Genomic DNA, 21,445 nt, shown 5'->3' with positions numbered 1-21,445 from the left:
TTTTTATTGATTGAATAGCATATTTTTAAAATGGTTTTCAAATTTTTTGATGTTTCCTTCTGTTTCTGGCATCTGGAACAATTCATCATTTTCATTTGTTATTTTTACGATACAAAACCTTAATAGTTCGTCTGTTTTGGCGCTTAAGGCAATAAGCTTATCTCTAGTGTGTTTTATTATATTGCCGTGCAAATACTTTGATCTGACAGTATAAGCTTCATTAATTGCTTCGTAATTTGCAATTTTTTCATCAGCATTTCCCCCAATAAAAATTGAAGCCCTTTCACAGACTTTGTGTGTAACTTCAGTTGGATATGAAGTAAATAGGCATTCGAATGCACTTATGTTGAAACTAATCTTGCTAATTAAAAAGCTGATTGATCTTGCTAATAATATAAAGTCCATTGCTCGGGCTACTCTACTCTTATTATATTCTAAGAAATTGGCAGGAGTAGTAATTATTGAATCCTGAGGATTTTGAGTTTCAATCTGTTTGATTTGTTCGTCAGTCCAACTCATTATAGTTCCTAACTTTGGATGTAGTAAACCGAATAGACTCAAATCTTCATTAGAAAAAGGCTTATTTACTAACTCACCACTGTAGGTTGAGAATGTAAGATTTGTCCTCATAATACTAACATCATCTTTCTCGTACATGTGCATAAAAAATGAATTCAGTGTTACACAGTTATCTTTAATCGCCCACAAAAATGCAAAGCAGGTCGTTAATTGATGAAGTATGGTTTTGAATATCTGTTCGGGAGTTAAATCTTTGTTATCCGTAAGGTCAAAGATATTGCCGTCATAAAAAATTATGTACCTGTTGACTACTCTCTCAGCGGACTTAGTCCCAACCTTCTCCATAAAAATTTTATCTTTCTCTAAATCACTTTTGATTCTGGAGCCGTGAAAAATTCGGAATTGACCAAATTCGATGATGGTGTCTTGATCCAAGGCGAAGTTTTCCATCGGTACAATTATTCTAACATTCATATCATTTTTTAAATTAAAATATTATTACTACAAAGCAATTTTGGTTTATAGTGCTATTTCGCAATTTATATAATTCCATACTATTTATATGAATGAGAACAAGAAACGATTTCAACATAAGAATAAATGGCCTAGACAGGTCATTAGATAACTTAGCCAAATTAGCAAAACATAATGAATCCGCAGTTAAACAAGCCATCGCTGAAACAGCCATAAATATCGAACGTAAAGCAAAAGAAAATTTAGCTGCAACAGGGTTTATAGATTCAGTAGGTGGTATTGCTCAGTCTGGGTATATACTTTATAGAGCAGATCGAATGGGTGCAGAGGTCGGATTTAATAAGCATTACGCACCATATATTGAATATGGTACTGGGCAAAACGTAGATGTGCCATCAGGCTTTGAAGATTATGCGTGGAATTTTAAAGGAGACGACAAAAGACTGGTTAATATTAAACCATCACCATATTTCCATCCTGCGTTAAAAAGTGAATTGGAAAACTTAAAAAGAAAGCTACAGAATAGTTTGAAGAAGCCTTAACCGTATTTAATTGTTTGATATTTTTTTATAAAAAATTTAATGATTTGAGCAACAATAAAAATCATTACAAATATTATAATCAGTACCCAAGGTGCATTTATTACATATTTCAAAAAGAGTACTTCCAAACTTCCCCAGAGTATAATATTGCGGATTAATTGACTAATAGCAGTTTTTTGATTAAATGTTTCCATACATAAATATAGTAATATTATTAAGTTATTTCAGAGCTAATATGCATGTTTCAGAGCTATTTATGGGTAATGAATATACACGCTTTAGACCCTTCCAATACTTACCGCAAGGCTTATTATGATAAGCTATACAATCAGTTATCTGTAATTACAGGTAAAACTATACCTGTATATGATCGGGTACCTGATGATGCGGTAGCTCCATTTGTTATCCTCTCTAACATCACTTTAACCCCCATTCTTAATACCACTGGTTACGGTTTTAAAGCGTCAATTGTAATTGACATAGTTACAAGATTCACTAATTCGAATGGGGGTAAAAAGTTGTGCGATGACATCAGTAATCTGATTTTTCAGAAAATATTAACTAGAGATAATTTCTATTCTGATACAGATTGGAATATCTACACCAGTAAACTAGAATCCACAAGATACATAGAGAGTGAATCTAATGGTGGTTATGTGATCCGTAAGCTGATCACCTTCAATAATAACATCCAACAGTTATAATATGCAGAGAAACATACTTACAGGTAGTGAGTTCTTGCTTTATAACATAGACAATGAACCAGTAGCTTACAGCACGAATTGTGCTATCAAAATAAATAATAGTCTAACTGATGTTACCACAAAGAATTCAGATTCTTGGTCTGAATTTATAGTAGGATTAAAGGATTGGAGTATTGAATTTGAAGGTTTAGTAAGTTACGGTGATGATTTTAATTCATCATATTTCGTTAATAAATTCCAAAATAGTGAGCCATTCTTTATCAGATTTGGTGTTTTACAGGATAATTTCACACATGCATTTTATGGTGAGGTTCATATTCAGAGCATTGATCAAACTGCTAATGATGGTGAAATAGTATCTTATTCTGGATCATTAAAGGGTATTGGAAATCTAAGTTTCACAGATGAGGGATCACCAGAACAATCAGGATATCTTAAAACAGAATCTGATCCTGTATTCAGGGGATCAGCTGCCTATGGTATTACTGATGCAGATAAGGCTAAATGGAATGAGGCTAACAACAAAATTGTTAGTGAAATCAAGTTTTCCACTGCTGATGACATAACTACATTAAAGCTAAAATTTAAGGATGGTAACGAGTATTCAACATCTTTCCAAGTACCACAACCAATTATTGACTTATCTGGATTCTATACTAAATCACAAGCTGATGCCTTAATATCCAATGCACAAAGTGCTGCTGATACCGCAAATCAATTGCTTTATAACATCGCAAATGATAACAAATTATCACCTGCTGAAAAGCTTAATGTATTAAAGGAATGGCAGATAATTCAGGATGAGAAACCCAAATTATTAGAACAAGCATCTCAATATTTATTGGACACAATTAATTATGAGGTATCATATAATGAGTTGGAATTGTATGTAGAACCACTTTTGGTTTCAATGGTTACAACCAGTGATATTGAAGGATTTGAATTAAGAGATTGGTTTAGGGCGTACTACGATCAACGTATCATTCTGATGAAAAATATCAATGATGCAAAAATTAATAACATCAAAATTGGTTCTCGAAATTATCATTTGAATGGTGAAAAGGTTATAACAATTAGTCAGACCACTAATCAAACAATACAAAATGGTAATTATCCTATAAATAGTGATTTAGGTTTATCATTTTACGCCAGATCAATTGACCCCTTTAATACATTATATCTTCAATTTGATGCATCTGAAAGCAAGGAATTCTTAGTTACATCTGGTTGGACTAGATATACAGCGGTTACAAAGAGTTTAGATAATCCAATATTGTATGGTAGGGTATTAACCTCATCATCTGGTTCAACTTCATTATCATCAGGTTTTCCATATAGTTTTCCTACACCATTTGGTGCTGTATCTGTGAGTGGTGTACAGCTAAAAAATATAATGGTAGTAGAAGGTAACAAGGTTTTAGACTATACACCTGCACCCGAGGACTATTACAGCAACATAACTAAAAACAATAATGCCATTATTGCATCAGCAACAACGGTAGTGAATGTTGCTAATACCACAACATTATTGTTAGCAAAAGCTGATGCCACTGCAAAAAGTGAAGCAGCAAAACAGGCTGCAATATTAGCTGCATCTGAGTATACTAATGCACAAAGAATTTTGGCAGAAGAAACTGCCATTGCACATGCTGATGGTATTGTTACAGCAGAAGAACTGGCCAGAATAACACAAGCAGAAAATAACTTACAGGCTGCAAAAGACGATGCAACGAATAAGGCCAACGCTGCTGCGTTATATGGTATGGCTGCTACTGACTTGCATAATGCATTAGTTTCCAATTTGAAATCAATGGCATTCACTGACATTCAAGAGGTTGGAAATTCAGGTGTAACTATCGTTAAGAATGGTAATATTATGTCATTCAGTCTTGATGTAATGTATGCAAGAATTGCTTTATTAAAGGCAGAATACATTGAGGCATTAAATATTATCACTAAAAATCTGAAAACATCAACTACTGGAAAAAGGGTTGAAATAGATAGTGTTAACAACAATATTAGGATTTTAGATGCAGGTGGTAATATCCTGATTGAAATGGATGATGATAGTGTACTTCTGGGGTATAACGGTCAACAAAATCCTATATATGGTGCAGGTCTTAGAGTAGGAGATTTGTCTGGTCAACATATGGCAATTTCGAAAAATAAAATAAACGGAACTGGCGATATTGAAATTGGAGGTTATGGATATTTTACTAATTATATACGAGCTAAAAATTTGCAAACAAGTGTTTTAGCTGATAGTGGTTCTTTGTCTGATGTTGGTTTAGCAATAGTTACAGGTAACTGTAATTTGTATACATATCCTGATGATGGGCAAATGCAAACGGTAAAAAATAGAAGCTCATCAACCATTACCATTTCAGCAGCGGAAACAACTGGAAGAGGCATTTTAACTACAACAAATACCGAAGTGGTTTCAATTAATCTTACATCAGGTGGAGTAATTAGGTTTCAATATTATCAGCCTGATAATGTTTGGGTAGTAATTTAAAATATAAGAATTGAACAGCCCTGAATAAGTCCCTTTTTATGCCTTAATAAACTAATAATATTAAGTTTTATCTATCTGTAAAAGCCATTTAGCAAGCTATTTATCTGTAAATGCTTCCACATGTGGGAGCCTAAAAACAAATAAAAATTTACAATAAATAATGGCAAACAATTTTTTAAATGGCTCTGATCTACTTGTGTATCTAGGTACAGGTCAAACTGCTACAGCTTTAGGATATTCACGTAATTGCTCAATCTCTTTGAGTACTAATATGGCTGATGCCACAACAAAAACTAACGAAGGTTACACAGAAAGTATTCCAACAACTAAATCTTGGTCTGTGGATGCTGATGGGTTAGGAGTTTGGAATGAAAATATCAAACAATTCGTAGCTGCATTCGATACCAGATCACCCCTGCATGTTTCATTCAAACCTTCAACAGTCGTTTCAGGTACCACAATGGTATACTCAGGTACTGCATATATCGAATCACTAGACATCGAAGCTCCAATGGAAGATGGTGTTACTTACAAATTAAGTCTTAAAGGCAGCGGTAAACTGAATATAGCTACAGCCTAATAATTCAAGATAAGAGAGAGAAATATGAAAGGATTATTAGAAATAAATATTGGTGGTAAAAAAGAGAATGCTCAATTCGGGATGTATGCAATCAAATTACTTACTGAAAAAAGAGGTATCACCTTAAATGATCTATCTGAATTGTTTACAGGAGTAGATACCGATCCAGTGAAATCATTTGACTTAATGGTTGATCTATTATGGGCAGGAATTAGTAATTACAATTTGATTAATGGTGATAACTCACAGGTTAACTACTACAAATTGTACAATGACTTTGGCGATGTTGACAAATCTGAATACGAGAAAATTTTTAAAGCATTTCTGGAAACACAGATTAGTGGTCAGGCATTATCTGCATCTACTGATGAGATGGACAAAGAACCAGAAGATAAAAAAAAAGCTTAACATTCGATGAGCTGCAAGGTATGGCAGTGGGTGAAATCGGTTTAAGTCTTATAGATTTTTACAGATTAACCTACAACGAATATCATTATGTAGCTAAAGCTTATATGGGCAAAGATGAGCGTGAATGGTTAAGAACTAGAATGCTTGCATCACTCTTAATCAATGTTCAAATGCCAAAAGATAAACATATCACACCTGAACAACTATTTGCCTTACCATCTGACAAATTGATAACAAAGAAAAAGCCCACTCCAACACGAGAAGAATTTGATCGTGCAGTGGCAAAATACCGCAAGGAATAACACTCTCAAGCTCCTTATCCCTAAACAGATAGGGGGCTTTTTTTATAACGCTCACATTGGCAAACGAAAATCTTAATTATGTATTTGGTGCAGATATCTCAGCATTTCAAAATGCTATTAAATCAGTACAATCTGGACTTAAAGAAACTGGTGATAAACTGAAAGATATAGGTGGTGATTTATCTACTTATGTTAGTTTACCTCTGGCTGCTTTAGGTGGAGCTGCTATAAAGGCTTTTGGTGATATCCAATCTCTTAAGAATGGCTTAACTGCTGTTACGGGTTCAGCAGCAGAAACTGAAAAGCAATTTAAAAGATTAACTGAACTGGCTAAATTGCCTGGACTTGGATTACAGGAAGTAACCAAAGGCTCTATCAATTTACAGGTTATTGGTTTTACTGCGGAAAAAGCTGAAAAAAGTATTCGTGCGTTCGGTAATGCAGTTGCAACGGTAGGTGGTGGCAGAGAGCAATTTGAAAGAGCAACCTATGGTTTAGCTCAATTAGCAAACACAGATTTTCCATTAGGTGAAGACCTTAACATCATTAAAGATGCAATTCCACAAGTAACCCCATTATTAAAAGAAGCTTTTGGTTCAGCACGTTCTGATGAGTTAAAAGAAATGGGTGTTTCATCTGCTCAGGTAGTTGATGCTATTGTTAATGGCTTATCGAAATTACCCCCTGTAGCTGGTGGGGTAAATGCTGCATTCGAAAATTTGAAAGATGGTGTATTCACTAATTTGGCCGAGGTTGGAGAGATCATTAATAAGAATCTCGATATATCTGCTTTATCAGATAAGATAGTAGATGGTATATCATCTATTACAAATTGGTTTAAAAACTTATCACTTGAAGTTCAAAAAGCAACATTAATTTTTGCAGGTCTTGCAATCGTAATACCACCAATATTAGTTGGTTTAGGTGCATTAATGTCTACAGTTTTACCTGCACTAATTGCAGGATTTGCTGCGTTGATAAGTCCAATTGGTTTAGTGGTAGTAGCTATTGCAGGTGCTGCTGTAATGATTGTTAAGAATTGGGATGCTGTATCAGCTTATTTTACATCAGGGGAAGGTTCAGTATTTTGGGATGAAGTAGTGGGTTATGCTAATGAATTATGGGATAATCTAAAATTCATTTTCAACACCGTTAAGGCCACTTTAATATCTGTTTGGAAAACAATTGGAACCAATGTTATAGCTTCTGTAAGTGGTGCATTTGACGTTGTTAAAGGTGTAATAAGTACAGTGTTAGGTGTGATTTCTGGTTATGTAAAAATCTTTGCATCAGTTATTAAAGGTGATTGGTCAGGTGTATGGGAAGGTGTTAAAACATTAACCACTTCATTATGGAATGGTATTCTATCAGTGATCAAAGGTTCAGTTCTACAGGTTGGAAATCTTATGGCAGCCTTCTTTAAAATGATTGGTGCTGATAGTCTTGCAGCAGGAGCAGAAAACGCCAATGGCAGAATATCCAAAATGTTTAATGCTTTGCAAATTCCAGTTCAAAAGGCAACGGAAACTGTTAAGGACTTCAAAAAGGAGTTATTAGGGGTTGGTGAAACATCTACATCAACTAAAAAAACTGATACAAAAGCTACTTCTAAAGCTGATTCTAAGAATAAAGATAAAATTGCTCAGGTCTATCAAGATTTAGAAGTTGGTCTAAAACAAATAGATTCTCTATTTGGGACATCTTTTGATGATAAGGCAAAGAAGCGTATTGATGAATATCAGCAAGCAATTAATAACCTGATTAAAAATGGGGTCGATCCTGCATCAGAAGCAATTAAGAAATTACAAACTCTACAACAAAATAATAACCTTTTAGGTACCTATAACAAAACTGTATCAGCCGTTGCACCTTTAGAAAAAGGTCAAAAAAGACCAGAAGCAAAATTTGATGCTACAACTAGGGTAGGTGATGCTGTGCAAACTATTTCCGATCAAAAAATCAAAGTGTTGCAGCTTATGGATGAAATGAATCAGGGTATTACAGGTTCATTAAATCAGGGGATTGCTTCAATGGGTTCTGGCTTTGCTGATATGGTTGGTCAGATGGCATCTGGTACTATGACAATGGGTGGTGTTGTGTCAGGACTGATAGGAATTCTAGGTGATATGGCACAACAAATTGGAAAGATTGCAATCTCTACTGGTGTTGCTATGCTTGGAATCAAAGCAGCATTTAAAAACCCATTCACAGCAATTGCAGCAGGTGTTGCATTGATGACATTAGGAGCAATGGTAAAAGGAAGTATTGCTAAAGCTACTGGTGGTGATACAGGTGATTCTGGCAGAACTCCATTTGCTAAAGGTGGTATAGTTAGTTCACCAACAAATGCTGTTTTTGGCGAATATCCAAGTGCAGGTAGGGGAAATCCTGAGGTAGTAACACCATTAAATAACCTTAAAGGCATGTTGAGTGATATTGGTGGCTTCGGTGGAGGTACAGCGGAATTTATTGTTAGAGGCGATGCATTAGTGGCTGTTTTGAACAACCACAACAAAAGAGATTTTAGAACGAATTAATGGTAGGATATGGTATAAAATATAAATGTGAGTTTACATCTATCAAGGGATTAGATTACAAAATTTATATCCTGCAAAAGGAATATGATTCTGCTATCTACGATTTACGTATGGGTGGTAATCCAATTCAGATAAACTATACAAATGGATCAGAAAATAAATTTGAAATCATTAGGGGTTCTGAATGTGTCCTTAATTTTTTTAGTGAATACGATGGTCAGTTTGCTGAAATAATGTACGCAGATAAAAATGATTTTCTTGTGCAGATACTATTAAATGATGAACTGCATTGGCAGGGTTATATTATTCAGGATAATTATAATGAGCCTTTTGCATCTGCTCCTTATCCAATGTCTTTACGTGCTACTGATGGTTTGGGAGATTTGAAACTAATTGATTTTGCACAAGAAAATGGTTCAATATTTTTAAATAATATGACGTTCGTAGAGGTCATTATAAACTGTTTAAGCTTACTTAATAATGGTGCCGAGTTAGTGACATCTAATGATGTATTTGAAGCTAGGATTGACAGAAACGTGGCTACAAATGAAGCATTTAATTCATTAACTGTTAATCCATTTGTTTTTTTGAAGAATGAATTAAATGTTAAAAAATGTGATGAAGTTATCAGGTCTATCTTAGAATTATTCCAATGTTACATTTATTATAAAGGAGGTAAATATCATATTGAACGGATTAATTACAAAATAAATGAAACTATAAGTAGACGCACTTACAATATCAATTTCAACGGTGAACAGTCGATTTTGCCAGTTTTTTCAACAGAAAATATCAGGGGTAAAATTGAAAGAAATGGATTATTAAGTTTCATAAATAATGACCAGAACTCAACTTTTGCTGCTGCATATAATAAGGTAAAGACAGAATCTTCAATAATCCCACCACTTAACTTAGTGATAAATAATTATTTAAGGCATTGGGATGATACTGCTAATGTTCCTTTGTACTTCAATAAGTTAGGTACTGTCGATATTGCTAAAGTACCTATATCACGCAGTGGTGATGCATTGTGGATTAAGGATAGGGTAGCTGATGCAGATATCAGTTATTCAACAAACATGTTAACTCCTGTAAAGACTTCATTCCAAGGTGGTTTGTCTACTGGTCAGGATAGTTTAAACATCAAAGTAGCACATAGAGGTAATACACGATTTATTGTGAAGGTTACAACGCCTACATCTGTACATTACTTGAATTCTAGTGGTTATACTGAAAGTGGTGTTGTTGGTTATGATGCTTGGTTTACTACTACTCCAAGCAATGTGAAGTTTAGTTACTTCGGTGCAGGTAGGTTACCGATTGATGATGAAATATCTTGGGAAGTTGACGAGGTTGAGGTGTTATTGCCACTAGGTACAACAGATATAACTTTTGGTTTAATGCCTTCTTACTTTCTTACTGGTACTGATAGTAGTGCCTGTTACATCAGGGAGTTTACACCTACAATCAAAGCAGGTGTAGCAGCAAGATCAAATGGAGATACTTATCAGATTAATAGTATTAAAAATAACAATGAAACGTATGAAGATTTTAATCCATTTTTTTCTGAATTTAATAATGCAGGATTATCTAATCAAATTTTAATAAATACTCCAACGGGCAGAACATATACAAAGATTTGGTATAGAGATGGTAAAGCCGAAAATAAAGCATTACTACAAATAGGTATTCAATCCATTTTAAATCAATATAGAACCCCATTTAGATTATTTTCAGGCAGTTTTTTTGGTGAATTCGACTACACCAAAGTTTATGAAATTGAGACCTTACAAGGTCTACACATGCCTTACAAGGTAAATAGTGATTTAAAATTTGACACTCATAGAGTAGATTTTTTTGAATTATTAAATGATGCTGACTCATTGTCAGATAAATACAAAAGATTTGAAAACTTCAAAGACGGTGAATATACCGCTTATGAACAAAAGTTTTTTGGATCAACTTCTGGTGGTGCTACTGGTGGTGATGCACCAGTTAAAAACCCTGGAAGACCACGTAGAGGTGGTAGTTACATATTATAAATGAACATTAACAAACAAGGAAAGGACTTTATATATAAAGAAGAAGGAGTATTATTAAATGCATACAAATGTAGTGCAGATGTATGGACTATTGGTGTTGGGTTTACATTTTTTCCAAATACAGGTAGAAAGGTAAAAGAAGGTGACAAAATCACACAGGTAGAATGCGACTTAATTTTTAAAGAAATTATTAAGCTTTACGAAGAAGCTGTTAATAGATCAATCAAAGTTGTGTTAACACAAAACCAGTTTAATGCACTTGTTTCATTGTGTTTTAATATTGGTTGTGCTGCGTTTGCATCATCGACACTGGTGAAAAAGATTAATACTAAATCACCATTACCTGAAATTGAAAAGTGGTTATGTGTATGGAAAAATGCAGGTGGTAAACCTATTTTATTAGCCAGACGTAAGCGTGAATACGCATTATATATAACAAATTAACCTCTCATCAATGTTCTATATCGACCTTATAAAACAAGCGATTTCATACATGATGAAGGCTCTGGCCTTCATCATAATATACATTACACCGATACACAGTATACTAATCACTGTCTATCTACTATTGGCATTTGATCTTTTTTCAGGTGTTGGAAAAGCTATAAAATTGAAGGAAAAGATAACTGCTGCAAAGCTTAGATTATCCATTATTAAATTCGTTTACTACAGCGTTGGGATCATTGCAGCATATCAGATTGATAAGGTTATGATTGCACCAGATTCATTATTATTGACCAAAATTATATCAGGTTATATCACTTTAACCGAGTTTAAATCGCTGATGGAAAATATATCAATCCTTACTGGTCGTGATATTTGGATAGCTGTTAAGGATCAGGTAATAGCACTTTTTAAAGCAAAAATAATGAAGGTTGAAAAGGAAAATTCTGATAATAATGGTTAGTTAATTTTATAATGCTATATTAGACTAGCGTTAAATTTGACGGTTTGAGGAAACCGTTGCATACCCTGCACTTGGTTAGTGTGGGGTTTTTTGATTTTATAAAATAATTCTTATCTTTATCGTGAGAGCGTTAATTTAAGGGGTTGTAAACGGCATGTTTACGCCCCTTTCTTATTCATTGGCCTCCATATATTCGATCAGTTTTTCAACAGACTGAATGCTTTCTTTCTTACACTGGATATAATTTTGTAGCAAAAAGATAGATTGGAAATTATAATTAACTACTGAGTCCAAAGCAGTTTGTAGATTTTTGGCCTTTTGTTGGCAATCTAATTGTAGTTCTTCTAGGTTCATATTCGAGCAATTAATAGGAGAAATCACAAATATACATTTTTCAACAATTTATGTTTTGCTAAAAATATTAGTAATTTTGTTGGTGTAATGAGAGATAATAAAAAGCATATGGAATATCAGGTAGGCTACAGGTTAACCGATTTTGTGCGCCATAACAATTACATCTCTAACAATCTCGAAGGTAATAGACTATTTAATTATACTTACGAAACAGCAACAATAGATGTTAACCTGAATTTATTTAACTCATCATATAGAGAAAGGTTCATTCGACCTCATTTACATGTTTATTGTGTCGGTCTACTTAATAAGATGGAATTTGAGATATTTTCATTAATCCAATTTAATAGGATTAAGGTTTTTCTGATTACTTATAAGTTTCACTTTGATGGTGCAATTCATAGTGTTAAGGTTCAATATGAATTGTTGTCTAAAGTTGTTTAGTTTTATTTTAACTTTACACCTGAAATCAAATCTAATTCTAATATTTCTTAAGTAAAAAAGGGAAAAAAAAGGGAAAAAGTATGTGATTTTTTAACTTTTTAAAAAGCGAAAACCGCCTTTAAACATATTTAAAAGGTGGTGTTAAAAAATAATTTTATAAAAATAAGATGGATAATCATGTAAAGGCTGCGCTGACCGCATCACTGGATAAGTTTGCAACAGCATCAGGAAAAGACTCAGTTAAACTTAAAGACAATTTAATTGAAGTGTTTAGTAAAGATTTGGGCTTTTTAGAGAAGGTAGCAGAATTTGACGCTGTCTTTGATGAGTATCCGGCCTTTGACGAATTAAGAGAGGTTTTCTTTGATTTGTTGATGATCAACTTTTTCGCCAATGATGTGAAAAAACTGGAAGAAGACTATTTGGATTCGGAAGAATGGGCCGATATTGAGGAGGACACAATTGATAGGGGAACAGAGCTGTTAAATCTGTTGTTATATATTAATGAGTGTCATGATGAAAAAATTAAACCCGAACTGGACGATTTCTTAAAAGAATTCTTATTGGTTGAGGAAGATGAGTTTCAGGATGAATTTCATATCTATGAAGATCTGATCAGCAACCAGCAATTGGTTGATAGCAGTGTTGAGGATATTTGTAGTCATGCTGGCATGATTGAGCTAGGTGAAGAAATGGAAGAGCTTTTTGTGCCGTTCATGGTTTTCTTCCATCAGCCAAAAGCCAATGAAGAAGTGATTAAAGACTTGGGCACATATAGTAACAATAAAGAATTTGATATTGCCGTGTATTCATTGATTGCGGCATTTAATATTGCTTAAATTAAGTTATGGAAGCTAACGTAAAAACTTTAGAGAATTTAAAACCAGAAGCCGCAAAAAATGGAATAGGATTAGGGCTGCTCTCATTGGTTGTCGGAATACTTTCTGCCTATCTGTTGGTTGGTAGTGAATCGATGATGTCTGTTTTTCTTATTCCTATAGGAGTAGGCTTAATTATTCCTCTTGTTATAGCAGTTCTTTTCTGTTTTGACTTGAGAAAGAAAATAGGAGGATACTGGAATTTCCGGCAGGCCGCTTCAGGTATTTTTATCATGTTTTTGGTTACCTATGTTATATCTAATATTGGCAATGTGTTTTTCAATAAGTTTATTGAAAAAGATATGACTACGAGAATTCAAACTACGGTGGTTAACGCGACAACCGAAATGATGAAAGGTCAGGGCATGGACGAAGATTTAATCGATAAAAAGGTTGAAGATATGAACCGTGATTTTGAACAAAAAAATCAGGGGACAATAATGCAGACTATACAAGGACATGTTATTGGAATAATTATAGTATTTGTGGTTGCTTTGCTTTTTGCCGCTTTATTTAAGAGGGAAGCGCCTTTATATCCCAAGGATAACTAGTATTTATAACATACAAAAAAAGGAAGCGCCAGCTTCCTTTTTTTGTATTCAGGTAAAGATAAATGTTATGCGTTCTCTTTCTCTAAATAAGGAATAAAGAAACTGAAAGTTGTGCCCAAAGCTAATTCACTTTTAACACTAATTTTTCCCTTTTGCATTTCTACCAGTTGTTTACAGATAAAAAGCCCCAACCCTGTTCCTATTTGTCCTTTTGAAGAGTTGGTCTGATAATACTGCGAGAACAGATTTGCTTGTTGATCAACACTAATACCCATGCCGGTATCGGTAACGTCTATTTGCAGGCGGGTATCTTCTTTTAACAATTCAGCGTTGATTGTAACCTGACCTTCGTTAGTGTATTTTATGGCGTTGCTTAGCAAGTTGACCATCACTTGTTTCAGTCTGAAACCGTCTCCAAGCAAAATAGCTTCTTTATCACCTGTAAAGTTGTAAATGAGTTCGAGTTTTTTCTTTGTGGCACTATAACTCATGCTTTCGATCACTTCTTTAATGGTTGTATATGGGTTGAAGGGGTCACTTTCTATTTTTAGTTCGCTATTTTCCATTTTTGCAGCATCGAGGGTATCGTTCAATGTTCGTAGCAACATTTCTGACGAACCCTTAATGGATTGTAGCATATCTGTTTGCCTTTGTGTAAGTTCCGTTTTTCCAAATACATGGATGAAACCTTTGATGGCCGTTAATGGATTTCTGATCTCATGGGTCATGTGTGTCAGTAGTTCCATTTTTTGTCTTGCAATGTTTACAGATCTGTCATTCTCCTTTAACAGGAGTAATTCAGATTTGTTTAGCTGTCTGATAAAGATGATAAGCAGGGTTGCAAACAGTAATACCAGGAATAAGGCAGTCAGATAAAATTTGTTAAGAAGAGAGGTAGTTTCCTGGTAGTTTTTAAATGCCATTCCCTTCAGTTCATCTGCCATTTTGTAATTAAGGTCCTTCAAGTCATTTACAATCCGTTCCAGTTCACTACTGATGTGTGTGTTTAACGAGATCAGCTCTCGTTGCATAGCAAGCAGCTTTACGTTATGCTCCTGCAGCTGTTTTAGCTTTTGTGCATTGTCAGCCCTGTCTTTTATTATAATTTTTTGAGTAATCTGGTCAGCAATATTTGTATTGTTGTTATGGTTGATTTCTACGACGCCACTTGCTGTACCATTTTTATTGGAGATGGCATCTTTTAGTCTCCCGAATAGACCTTTTTTCTCTTTTGATATTTCTTTTCTTATGGTATCAGTTTTGCTATTCGTTTTCTTTTTTCTGGTATTGAAATTAGTACTGGTTTCTGTTATAGCTTTTGAATCACTTTGATTATTAAAAGCAGCATAAACAGTAAGAAGGGAGTCAAAATTATGTTTCAGGTTAAAAAGGCGGTCCGATAATTCCAGCTTCTTTTTATACCATACCCGAACCTGATCGCTTTGCGCAGCAGTTAACTGTGTGGTATCGGTGTTTGTTTTTAATAAGGTGTCTATTTTGTTAAAAGCCAGTGTTAGCTTTACTTTATAGTCGTTGCTTTTTGGTCCGTTAATGTCTAACAATGACTCTTGAAAATCATCTTCAGCCTGGTGAAGTAATAGGAGTGCCTGTTCTGGTTTTAGTCGATGTTCTACACTGCTGGCTAACTTAGAAATGTCTTCTAGTTTTTTAGTAATAGAGCTACGGACAAAAATAGCTGCCACTGCAAGAATAATGACAAATGCAAGGAATGTTAGTATTACTTTTCGTGCGAGCGTCTTGGTATAGGTTACTTTCATTTATAGCATGTGATAGAGGGAACAAAAATAAGTATTCTCTTCAGAGTCTGGCATCTTTTGCTGAAAAAAGCAAAAGCGCCTGAGGCCTCTTCTGAGAAACTGATTTTTGTTTTAGCAGGATGCAGAATTAGGGTGTTTTAGCGGGATGTAGAAGCAGGGTGTTTCAGCAGGATGTAGAAGTTGGGTGCAGAAGTATGGAGGAGCAAGGAGTAGAATTGGAACGGAGCAGTAGCGGAAAGCCTATTGGTATGTGGAGTTACGTAGAGATTTTAATAAATCGTTAGGATTGCTATATGAATTGTCTAAATTTAGTGCGGAGATCTTATGGTTATTTATACAGCCTTTAGTGATAGTGAGTTGACTGCCATGTTAAAAAATGGAGAAGATGGCGTGTATAAGGAAATTTACAATCGGTATTGGGACAAGCTATATTATATAGCGCATAGGATTTTAAAATCACAGGAAGCTACTGAAGAGGTTGTGCAAGATGTTTTTGTACTGCTTTGGAAAAAGCGGAGGATACTTGAAATTCAGTCTTTGCCTGTTTACCTGGCAGCAATGGTTAGGTATGAAGTTTATCGGCATGTAGCGAAGGATAAGAAAGACAAGGTAAACGAAATGGCCTATCAGACAACTTTGACAGATTTTGCTTCAATTGACACTGATTTGGAAAATAAATTGTTATTGGAGATTGTCGAAAACCTCTCTAATCAACTGCCGGAGAAGTGCCGTCTGGTATTTCAGTATGTTAAATTGGAGGATAGGGCGTTGGCAGATGTAGCTGAAGAACTAAATATTTCAAAGAAAACTGCAGAAGCACACTTAACAAAAGCGCTAAAAACCATTAGAGGTAATATGGGAGATGTGATGCACCTGCTTTTTTAGCATATTTTAAAATATTTTTATTTTGCACTAAGGGTAAATTGCTTCATCCATACTCTATACATTCAAACGCCCAATTTTAGGTTATGAACAAAGAGGAAGCAACAGGTTTAGCAAAAAAGTTTTTAGAGGGAAAAGCAACTTCTGAAGAGAAAAAGCAGCTGCATGGCTGGTCTGCTTTGACGAATGATGAGGAAGCCGAAGTAGTCTTTACTTCAGAGCCGGAAAACGCTGAACAGGTTAAATCCAGATTGTTTGAGCGTATACAGGCGAAAATTGATTTTGATGGTAGTCCTGTACACTATAAAAATATTGGCAGCCGTCTTTGGTACCGTATCGCTACAGCTGCGGCAATACTTCTTGTTGCTGGTAGCTCAATGTATTTTTATACCACAGGAACAGTTGGTTTTTTTAAGGATAACCTGGCCGATGGCAGAAATATAACTGCTGGGAAAAATACGGCGGTTTTAACTTTGGCAAATGGCAGACAGATAGATTTATCAGCAGCTCTAAATGGGCAGTTAGTGAAGGAGCCCGGGTTAAGTATAACCAAAGCAGCTGATGGACAATTGGTATACGAAATAAAAGGGAGAACAGGTACGGCGGGTGATGATGGACATTTAAATACGGTAAGTACCCCGAAAGGCGGACAATACAAAGTTGTGCTTCCAGACGGGAGCAAGGTTTGGCTAAATGCAGCTTCCAGTATTAGTTTTCCTTCTGTTTTTTCCGGCCTTAGTCATCGTAAAGTCCAGTTAAATGGTGAAGCTTATTTTGAGGTGAAAAAAGATAAGTCGCATCCTTTTGTTGTGCAAGCCGGACAGCAGAAAATTGAAGTATTGGGTACGCATTTTAATGTGAATGCCTATACTGATGAGCATCGGATAAAAACCACTTTGCTGGAAGGAAGTGTCAGGGTCGGTTTTGTAGCCCCGGCTCAGACTGTCCCGGTATTCGGCATTCTTAAACCTGGTCAGCAGTCTATTTTGGCAGATGGAGCAATGAATATTATACCCGCGGATACCGAAGAGGCATTAGCATGGAAAAATGGATATTTTAAGTTCAACAGTGAATCTATTTCTTCTATTATGCGTAAGCTTTCACGTTGGTATGATGTAGAGGTTGTATATGAGGGAGAGCTTAGTAAAGATCGCTTTGGTGGTACCATTAGCCGAAATAAGAATGTGGCTGATGTACTCGAAATGTTGGAATCAACAAAATTGGTGACATTTAAAGTGGAAGGGAGGAAGATTATAGTGAAATAAATTTACCAGAATAGGCGAATACCAAAAAAATGAGGAACAAAAACCAGAGGCGGTGAGAGGCCCCTGGCTTAGTGTTCGGGAAACAGTCAACAGAATTGCGACTAAACAATAATTATCAACACAACCCAAACTAAACAAATTTATGAATTTTTATGATCTAACCCATCATAGGTTTAAAACCTATCGAAAGGGCCAATTAATACGTATTATGAGGTTAACCATCATCATAATGACCGCCTTATTTGTACAGGTAAGCGCTAAGAGTGCAGCGCAGAGAGTTACGATATCGGCAAAGAATGCTCCATTGTTGCAGTTGTTTAATGAATTACGCTTACAAACTGGTTATGATTTTCTTTACTCAGATGAAATGCTGAAAATGGCCAGACCAGTAACCATTAATGTAAAGCAACAGCGATTGGAAACAGTTTTGGAGCAAATGTTTGCCAATCAGCAATTGGTTTATACCTTAAAAAAAGATGCTGTAATTGTTGCGATGAAAGAACAAACAATAGTGGATAGGGTGAGTTCTTTTTTTGCTACAATTGATGTTCGGGGTAAAGTGACAGATGAGCAGGGAAGGCCATTGCCAGGCGCGACAGTAAAAGTTAAAAGTCAGGATAAGCTGGTCATTACTGATGTTAATGGAAGTTTTTTATTAAAAGGTCTTGATGAAAAGGCGGTATTGGTAATTTCTTACTTAGGATATAAAACGAAAGAAGTTCCGGTAAAAGCGATCATGAATATCAGTATTGAGCCTGCCAACGCAAATTTGGAAGAGGTGGGCGTAGTGAGTACAGGTTATCAGAAAATTAAAAAAGATCAGATTACTGGTGCTGCGTCAACTTTGAACGAGGAGCAATATCAGCAACGAGTTGCTGTTACAGGTAATTTCCTGGAAAGTTTAGAGGGCAAGGTTCCTGGTCTGGTATACAATTCGCAAAGTGGAGAGCTTACCATTAGAGGGGTCTCTACTTTTGATGCCGTAAAACAACCCTTAATTGTATTGGATGGTTTTCCTACAGAAATCGACCTCAGGACCATTAATCCAAATGATATAGTCTCTATAAATGTATTGCGTGATGCCGCTGCGGCTTCTATTTATGGGGTAAGGGCATCTAACGGAGTAATTATTGTTGAAACACGCAGAGGTAAATCTGGCAAACCAGTGTTTAATCTGCGTACCAGTTATGCGATTCAGAATGCCCCCGATTTTGGTTACCTTAATTATGCTCCGGCAAGTGAGTTTGTGAAATTGCAAACAGAGAATTTTAAGATCTCGGGAACAGATTTTTTCTTGTTTGAATATGGGTACTATAAAATGAACCCGGTTGAAGAGATTCTTTTTGGCCAAACCGAACTCTCAGTTTCGAATCCGTTACTTACCCAGGCTCAGGCAGACCAAAAGCTGATGGAATTGGGTTCTTATGATAACCTGAAAGAATATGAGCGTTTGTTTTATCAGAAGAGGCAGGCGAAGAATATAAATTTTGACCTGAGTGGAGGTAATGAGAGAAGTACTTATATGCTCGGAGTAAACTATATTAATGAACTTCCAGTAAACCGTAGGTCCGAAAATAAGCAGTTTACACTTAATATGGCTAACACTTTTAAGTTTTCTGAAAGGTTTAGCTTCGATTTTAAGGGTACTTATTTTAACAATAAAGATGTGAGTGGCAACACACCAGGTTATTCAGACTTTTTTCCTTACGAAAGGTTAACCGATGAAAATGGTAATGCCCTTGCTATGTCATTAGATCCAAATCGTAATTTTTTAGGGAGGGTTATGACAAAAGAAAAAAATGAGACCTTGATGGCTGCTGGTTTGTACGATATGTTGTATTATCCCTATAATGAATTGAGTAGTAATACCAATACCTCTAAGGGATCATCTGTAAAATTTCAAGGGAGATTAAATGCAAAAGTGACGGATTGGCTTAACCTGGATCTGGGCGGTAATTTTGAAAATCAGAATTTAACATTAGACCGCCTTCAGACGGACGGCGCATATGCCGTTCGTACACTGATCAACACCATGGCACTAAGAGATCCAGCAACCGGAAAGGCCTTGTTTACAAATATGCCACAAGGTAATGTGTTAAAAAGAACAAATCAGAAAGTAACCAACTATACCGTAAGAGGCCAGTTAAACCTTGCGCATAAATTTGATGGTGATAACCATGATTTTTCTGGTATTATGGGGGTAGAACAAAAGAAAACAGTAAACCCTACTTATGTCACCTCTTTTTTTGGGTATGATGGGCAGACACTGATTACAAATCCGATCAATATGAGTGCATTGAATGGCACCTCCAGACCAGTATTTACGGATGTAGGTTTGGGGAGCCGATTCCGCAGTACAGACTATTATTCCGAATCGGAGATGGAACGCAGGTTTATGTCTTATTATGGACAGGGTACTTACATTTTTAAAGGTAAATATGTAGCTACCGGAAGTTTCCGCATAGATCAGTCTAACTTGTTTGGGGTAGATCCGAAGTATAAGAATAAGCCGCTATGGTCTGCCGGTTTAAACTGGAGATTAGGGAAAGAAGATTTTGTTAAGCAGTTGGATTGGGTAGATAATTTACAGCTTAGGGCAGCAACAGGTTTTAATGGAAACGTACCCACAAGTAACAATGGGGCTTTCTTAATATTATCAACAGCATTAAATACCGTGTTAACTACGCCGCTTACTTATAATGATGTACTTACACCAGAAAATCAGTCGTTACGCTGGGAAACTACCAAGAATTATAACCTTGGCTTGGATTATAGTTTGCTAAAAGGACGTGTTTCCGGTTCATTAGATTGGTATATGAAGAAAACTACCGATGTATTTGGTCAGTTTGATGCAGATCCGACTTCTGGTTTTAATCAGTACAAAGCCAATACAGCCACTATTCAAAATAGGGGGATAGAGCTTTTAATTAATAGCCTTAATGCTCAACATGGTAAATTTAAGTGGGGTACTCAATTAACAGCATCCTTAAACAATAATAAAGTACTGGCCGTAAAAGCAACTGAGTATGCTAACTCACAGCTGATCACTAGTGGAACAAATATTGTAAAGGGAATGCCAATTGGTGCTTTATATAGTTATAATTACGGAGGCCTAAATGCGATGGGGCAACCTTATGTACTGGATAAGAATGGTAATCAAAAAGTATTGGCCTTTTATGGGACAGCCCAGGTTGATGTTACCAAAGACGACCTGATTTACAATGGTACTACCACACCTAAATATGTTCTTGGATTAAATAACCAGTTTAGCCTGGGGTCGTTTGATCTTTCATTCTTGTTTATGTATTACGGCGGACACGTAATGCGGGTTGAGCAACCTGATCCTAATAATATCGGCTTCTATGCAAATAATCCACTTAAAGGTTCAAGTAATTTCTGGAGAAAAGCAGGGGACGAATCTTTTACAAACATTCCGGGATATACCGGTGGTAGTAGTTTAGCACCGGGTTATTACCAGAGTTATGCTTTGTACGGTTATAACTATGCTTCGCAGTTTGTACGCAAAGCAGATTACATCAGGTTAAGGGATGTAGTAATTACCTATAATGCAAAAGCTCCTTTTTTGGAAAAAATAGGGTTGATGAATACTTCCTTACGTTTTCAGGCACAGAATGTTTTCCGTTATACTTTTAGCGGCAACGACATAGATCCTGAAGCAATAGACCGCATCTCCGGAGTTAGAAAGTTAGAAACACAGCCTTTCTATAGCCTTACTTTTTCTACTAACTTTTAATTGAACACG

General features: G+C 35.6%; 18 protein-coding genes. 16 read left to right on the top strand and 2 right to left on the bottom strand.

Annotated elements, in window-relative coordinates; translation table 11 throughout:
- Window positions 1–3: 3 nt before the first annotated feature.
- Window positions 4–993, bottom strand: a complete 990-nt coding sequence (locus tag R2Q84_RS14505; RefSeq protein WP_316817286.1) for a HEPN domain-containing protein — start codon at window positions 991–993, stop codon at window positions 4–6.
- Window positions 994–1,085: 92 nt separating this feature from the next.
- Here R2Q84_RS14505 and R2Q84_RS14500 point away from each other — a divergent pair, with 92 nt between their 5' ends.
- From R2Q84_RS14500 to R2Q84_RS14440, 13 genes are all read left to right on the top strand, one after another.
- Complete coding sequence (locus R2Q84_RS14500) at window positions 1,086–1,535, top strand: HK97 gp10 family phage protein (protein WP_316817285.1); 450 nt, start codon at window positions 1,086–1,088, stop codon at window positions 1,533–1,535.
- A gap of 263 nt (window positions 1,536–1,798) precedes the next feature.
- Window positions 1,799–2,239 carry a hypothetical protein gene (locus tag R2Q84_RS14495; protein WP_316817284.1) on the top strand — a complete coding sequence of 147 codons (441 nt, stop codon included), beginning with the start codon at window positions 1,799–1,801 and terminating at the stop codon, window positions 2,237–2,239.
- A 1-nt stretch (window position 2,240) separates the two neighbouring features.
- Complete coding sequence (locus R2Q84_RS14490) at window positions 2,241–4,754, top strand: phage tail tube protein (RefSeq protein ID WP_316817283.1); 2,514 nt, start codon at window positions 2,241–2,243, stop codon at window positions 4,752–4,754.
- A 160-nt stretch (window positions 4,755–4,914) separates the two neighbouring features.
- Window positions 4,915–5,334, top strand: a complete 420-nt coding sequence (locus tag R2Q84_RS14485; RefSeq protein WP_316817282.1) for a phage tail tube protein — start codon at window positions 4,915–4,917, stop codon at window positions 5,332–5,334.
- Between the two features lie 24 nt (window positions 5,335–5,358).
- A complete protein-coding gene (locus tag R2Q84_RS14480; protein ID WP_316817281.1) occupies window positions 5,359–5,742 on the top strand; it encodes a hypothetical protein in 384 nt (127 codons plus the stop codon).
- Window positions 5,743–5,762: 20 nt separating this feature from the next.
- A complete protein-coding gene (locus tag R2Q84_RS14475) occupies window positions 5,763–6,044 on the top strand; it encodes a hypothetical protein (RefSeq protein WP_316817280.1) in 282 nt (93 codons plus the stop codon).
- A gap of 56 nt (window positions 6,045–6,100) precedes the next feature.
- On the top strand, window positions 6,101–8,581 hold the full coding sequence (locus R2Q84_RS14470) for a tape measure protein (RefSeq protein WP_316817279.1): 2,481 nt from the start codon (window positions 6,101–6,103) through the stop codon (window positions 8,579–8,581).
- Window positions 8,581–10,623, top strand: coding sequence for a hypothetical protein (locus R2Q84_RS14465; RefSeq protein WP_316817278.1), 2,043 nt, complete (start codon window positions 8,581–8,583; stop codon window positions 10,621–10,623). Before R2Q84_RS14470 ends, R2Q84_RS14465 begins: the two co-directional genes overlap by 1 nt.
- Window positions 10,624–11,067 carry a lysozyme gene (locus tag R2Q84_RS14460; protein ID WP_316817277.1) on the top strand — a complete coding sequence of 148 codons (444 nt, stop codon included), beginning with the start codon at window positions 10,624–10,626 and terminating at the stop codon, window positions 11,065–11,067.
- Between the two features lie 49 nt (window positions 11,068–11,116).
- Complete coding sequence (locus R2Q84_RS14455; RefSeq protein WP_316817276.1) at window positions 11,117–11,530, top strand: phage holin family protein; 414 nt, start codon at window positions 11,117–11,119, stop codon at window positions 11,528–11,530.
- Window positions 11,531–11,971: 441 nt separating this feature from the next.
- Entirely contained in the window at window positions 11,972–12,328 is a 357-nt protein-coding gene (locus R2Q84_RS14450; RefSeq protein WP_316817275.1) for a hypothetical protein, read from the top strand.
- A gap of 167 nt (window positions 12,329–12,495) precedes the next feature.
- Window positions 12,496–13,167 (top strand): hypothetical protein, encoded by a 672-nt coding sequence (locus R2Q84_RS14445; RefSeq protein ID WP_316817274.1) that lies wholly within the window; start codon window positions 12,496–12,498, stop codon window positions 13,165–13,167.
- 8 nt (window positions 13,168–13,175) lie between these two features.
- Window positions 13,176–13,757, top strand: coding sequence for a DUF4199 domain-containing protein (locus tag R2Q84_RS14440; protein ID WP_316817273.1), 582 nt, complete (start codon window positions 13,176–13,178; stop codon window positions 13,755–13,757).
- Window positions 13,758–13,822: 65 nt separating this feature from the next.
- Here R2Q84_RS14440 and R2Q84_RS14435 read toward each other — a convergent pair whose 3' ends face one another.
- On the bottom strand, window positions 13,823–15,535 hold the full coding sequence (locus R2Q84_RS14435; RefSeq protein WP_316817272.1) for a HAMP domain-containing sensor histidine kinase: 1,713 nt from the start codon (window positions 15,533–15,535) through the stop codon (window positions 13,823–13,825).
- 324 nt (window positions 15,536–15,859) lie between these two features.
- On the opposite strand from R2Q84_RS14435, the gene R2Q84_RS14430 reads away from it, so the two are divergent.
- From R2Q84_RS14430 to R2Q84_RS14420, 3 genes are all read left to right on the top strand, one after another.
- Window positions 15,860–16,420 (top strand): RNA polymerase sigma factor, encoded by a 561-nt coding sequence (locus R2Q84_RS14430; RefSeq protein ID WP_316817271.1) that lies wholly within the window; start codon window positions 15,860–15,862, stop codon window positions 16,418–16,420.
- Between the two features lie 83 nt (window positions 16,421–16,503).
- The gene (locus R2Q84_RS14425; protein WP_316817270.1) at window positions 16,504–17,682 is read left to right on the top strand and encodes a FecR family protein; all 1,179 of its coding nucleotides are present in this window, start codon (window positions 16,504–16,506) and stop codon (window positions 17,680–17,682) included.
- 229 nt (window positions 17,683–17,911) lie between these two features.
- Window positions 17,912–21,436: a SusC/RagA family TonB-linked outer membrane protein gene (locus R2Q84_RS14420; RefSeq protein WP_316817269.1), complete on the top strand. Its 3,525-nt coding sequence runs from the start codon at window positions 17,912–17,914 to the stop codon at window positions 21,434–21,436.
- The last annotated feature ends 9 nt before the right edge of the window (window positions 21,437–21,445 follow it).

Source organism: Pedobacter nyackensis, from assembly GCF_032678475.1.
Taxonomy (GTDB): domain Bacteria; phylum Bacteroidota; class Bacteroidia; order Sphingobacteriales; family Sphingobacteriaceae; genus Pedobacter; species Pedobacter nyackensis_A.
The sequence above is the reverse complement of the archived record's forward strand: the minus strand, read 5'-3'. Positions and strand labels throughout refer to the sequence as shown.

What these genes read in the sequence shown, in the direction of transcription:
- R2Q84_RS14505 (WP_316817286.1), bottom strand. Translation starts at nt 993, where the DNA reads ATGAATGTTAGAATAATTGTACCGATGGAAAACTTCGCCTTGGATCAA.
- R2Q84_RS14500 (WP_316817285.1), top strand. Translation starts at nt 1,086, where the DNA reads ATGAGAACAAGAAACGATTTCAACATAAGAATAAATGGCCTAGACAGG.
- R2Q84_RS14495 (WP_316817284.1), top strand. Translation starts at nt 1,799, where the DNA reads ATGAATATACACGCTTTAGACCCTTCCAATACTTACCGCAAGGCTTAT.
- R2Q84_RS14490 (WP_316817283.1), top strand. Translation starts at nt 2,241, where the DNA reads ATGCAGAGAAACATACTTACAGGTAGTGAGTTCTTGCTTTATAACATA.
- R2Q84_RS14485 (WP_316817282.1), top strand. Translation starts at nt 4,915, where the DNA reads ATGGCAAACAATTTTTTAAATGGCTCTGATCTACTTGTGTATCTAGGT.
- R2Q84_RS14480 (WP_316817281.1), top strand. Translation starts at nt 5,359, where the DNA reads ATGAAAGGATTATTAGAAATAAATATTGGTGGTAAAAAAGAGAATGCT.
- R2Q84_RS14475 (WP_316817280.1), top strand. Translation starts at nt 5,763, where the DNA reads ATGGCAGTGGGTGAAATCGGTTTAAGTCTTATAGATTTTTACAGATTA.
- R2Q84_RS14465 (WP_316817278.1), top strand. Translation starts at nt 8,581, where the DNA reads ATGGTAGGATATGGTATAAAATATAAATGTGAGTTTACATCTATCAAG.
- R2Q84_RS14460 (WP_316817277.1), top strand. Translation starts at nt 10,624, where the DNA reads ATGAACATTAACAAACAAGGAAAGGACTTTATATATAAAGAAGAAGGA.
- R2Q84_RS14455 (WP_316817276.1), top strand. Translation starts at nt 11,117, where the DNA reads ATGATGAAGGCTCTGGCCTTCATCATAATATACATTACACCGATACAC.
- R2Q84_RS14450 (WP_316817275.1), top strand. Translation starts at nt 11,972, where the DNA reads ATGAGAGATAATAAAAAGCATATGGAATATCAGGTAGGCTACAGGTTA.
- R2Q84_RS14445 (WP_316817274.1), top strand. Translation starts at nt 12,496, where the DNA reads ATGGATAATCATGTAAAGGCTGCGCTGACCGCATCACTGGATAAGTTT.
- R2Q84_RS14440 (WP_316817273.1), top strand. Translation starts at nt 13,176, where the DNA reads ATGGAAGCTAACGTAAAAACTTTAGAGAATTTAAAACCAGAAGCCGCA.
- R2Q84_RS14435 (WP_316817272.1), bottom strand. Translation starts at nt 15,535, where the DNA reads ATGAAAGTAACCTATACCAAGACGCTCGCACGAAAAGTAATACTAACA.
- R2Q84_RS14430 (WP_316817271.1), top strand. Translation starts at nt 15,860, where the DNA reads ATGGTTATTTATACAGCCTTTAGTGATAGTGAGTTGACTGCCATGTTA.
- R2Q84_RS14425 (WP_316817270.1), top strand. Translation starts at nt 16,504, where the DNA reads ATGAACAAAGAGGAAGCAACAGGTTTAGCAAAAAAGTTTTTAGAGGGA.
- R2Q84_RS14420 (WP_316817269.1), top strand. Translation starts at nt 17,912, where the DNA reads ATGACCGCCTTATTTGTACAGGTAAGCGCTAAGAGTGCAGCGCAGAGA.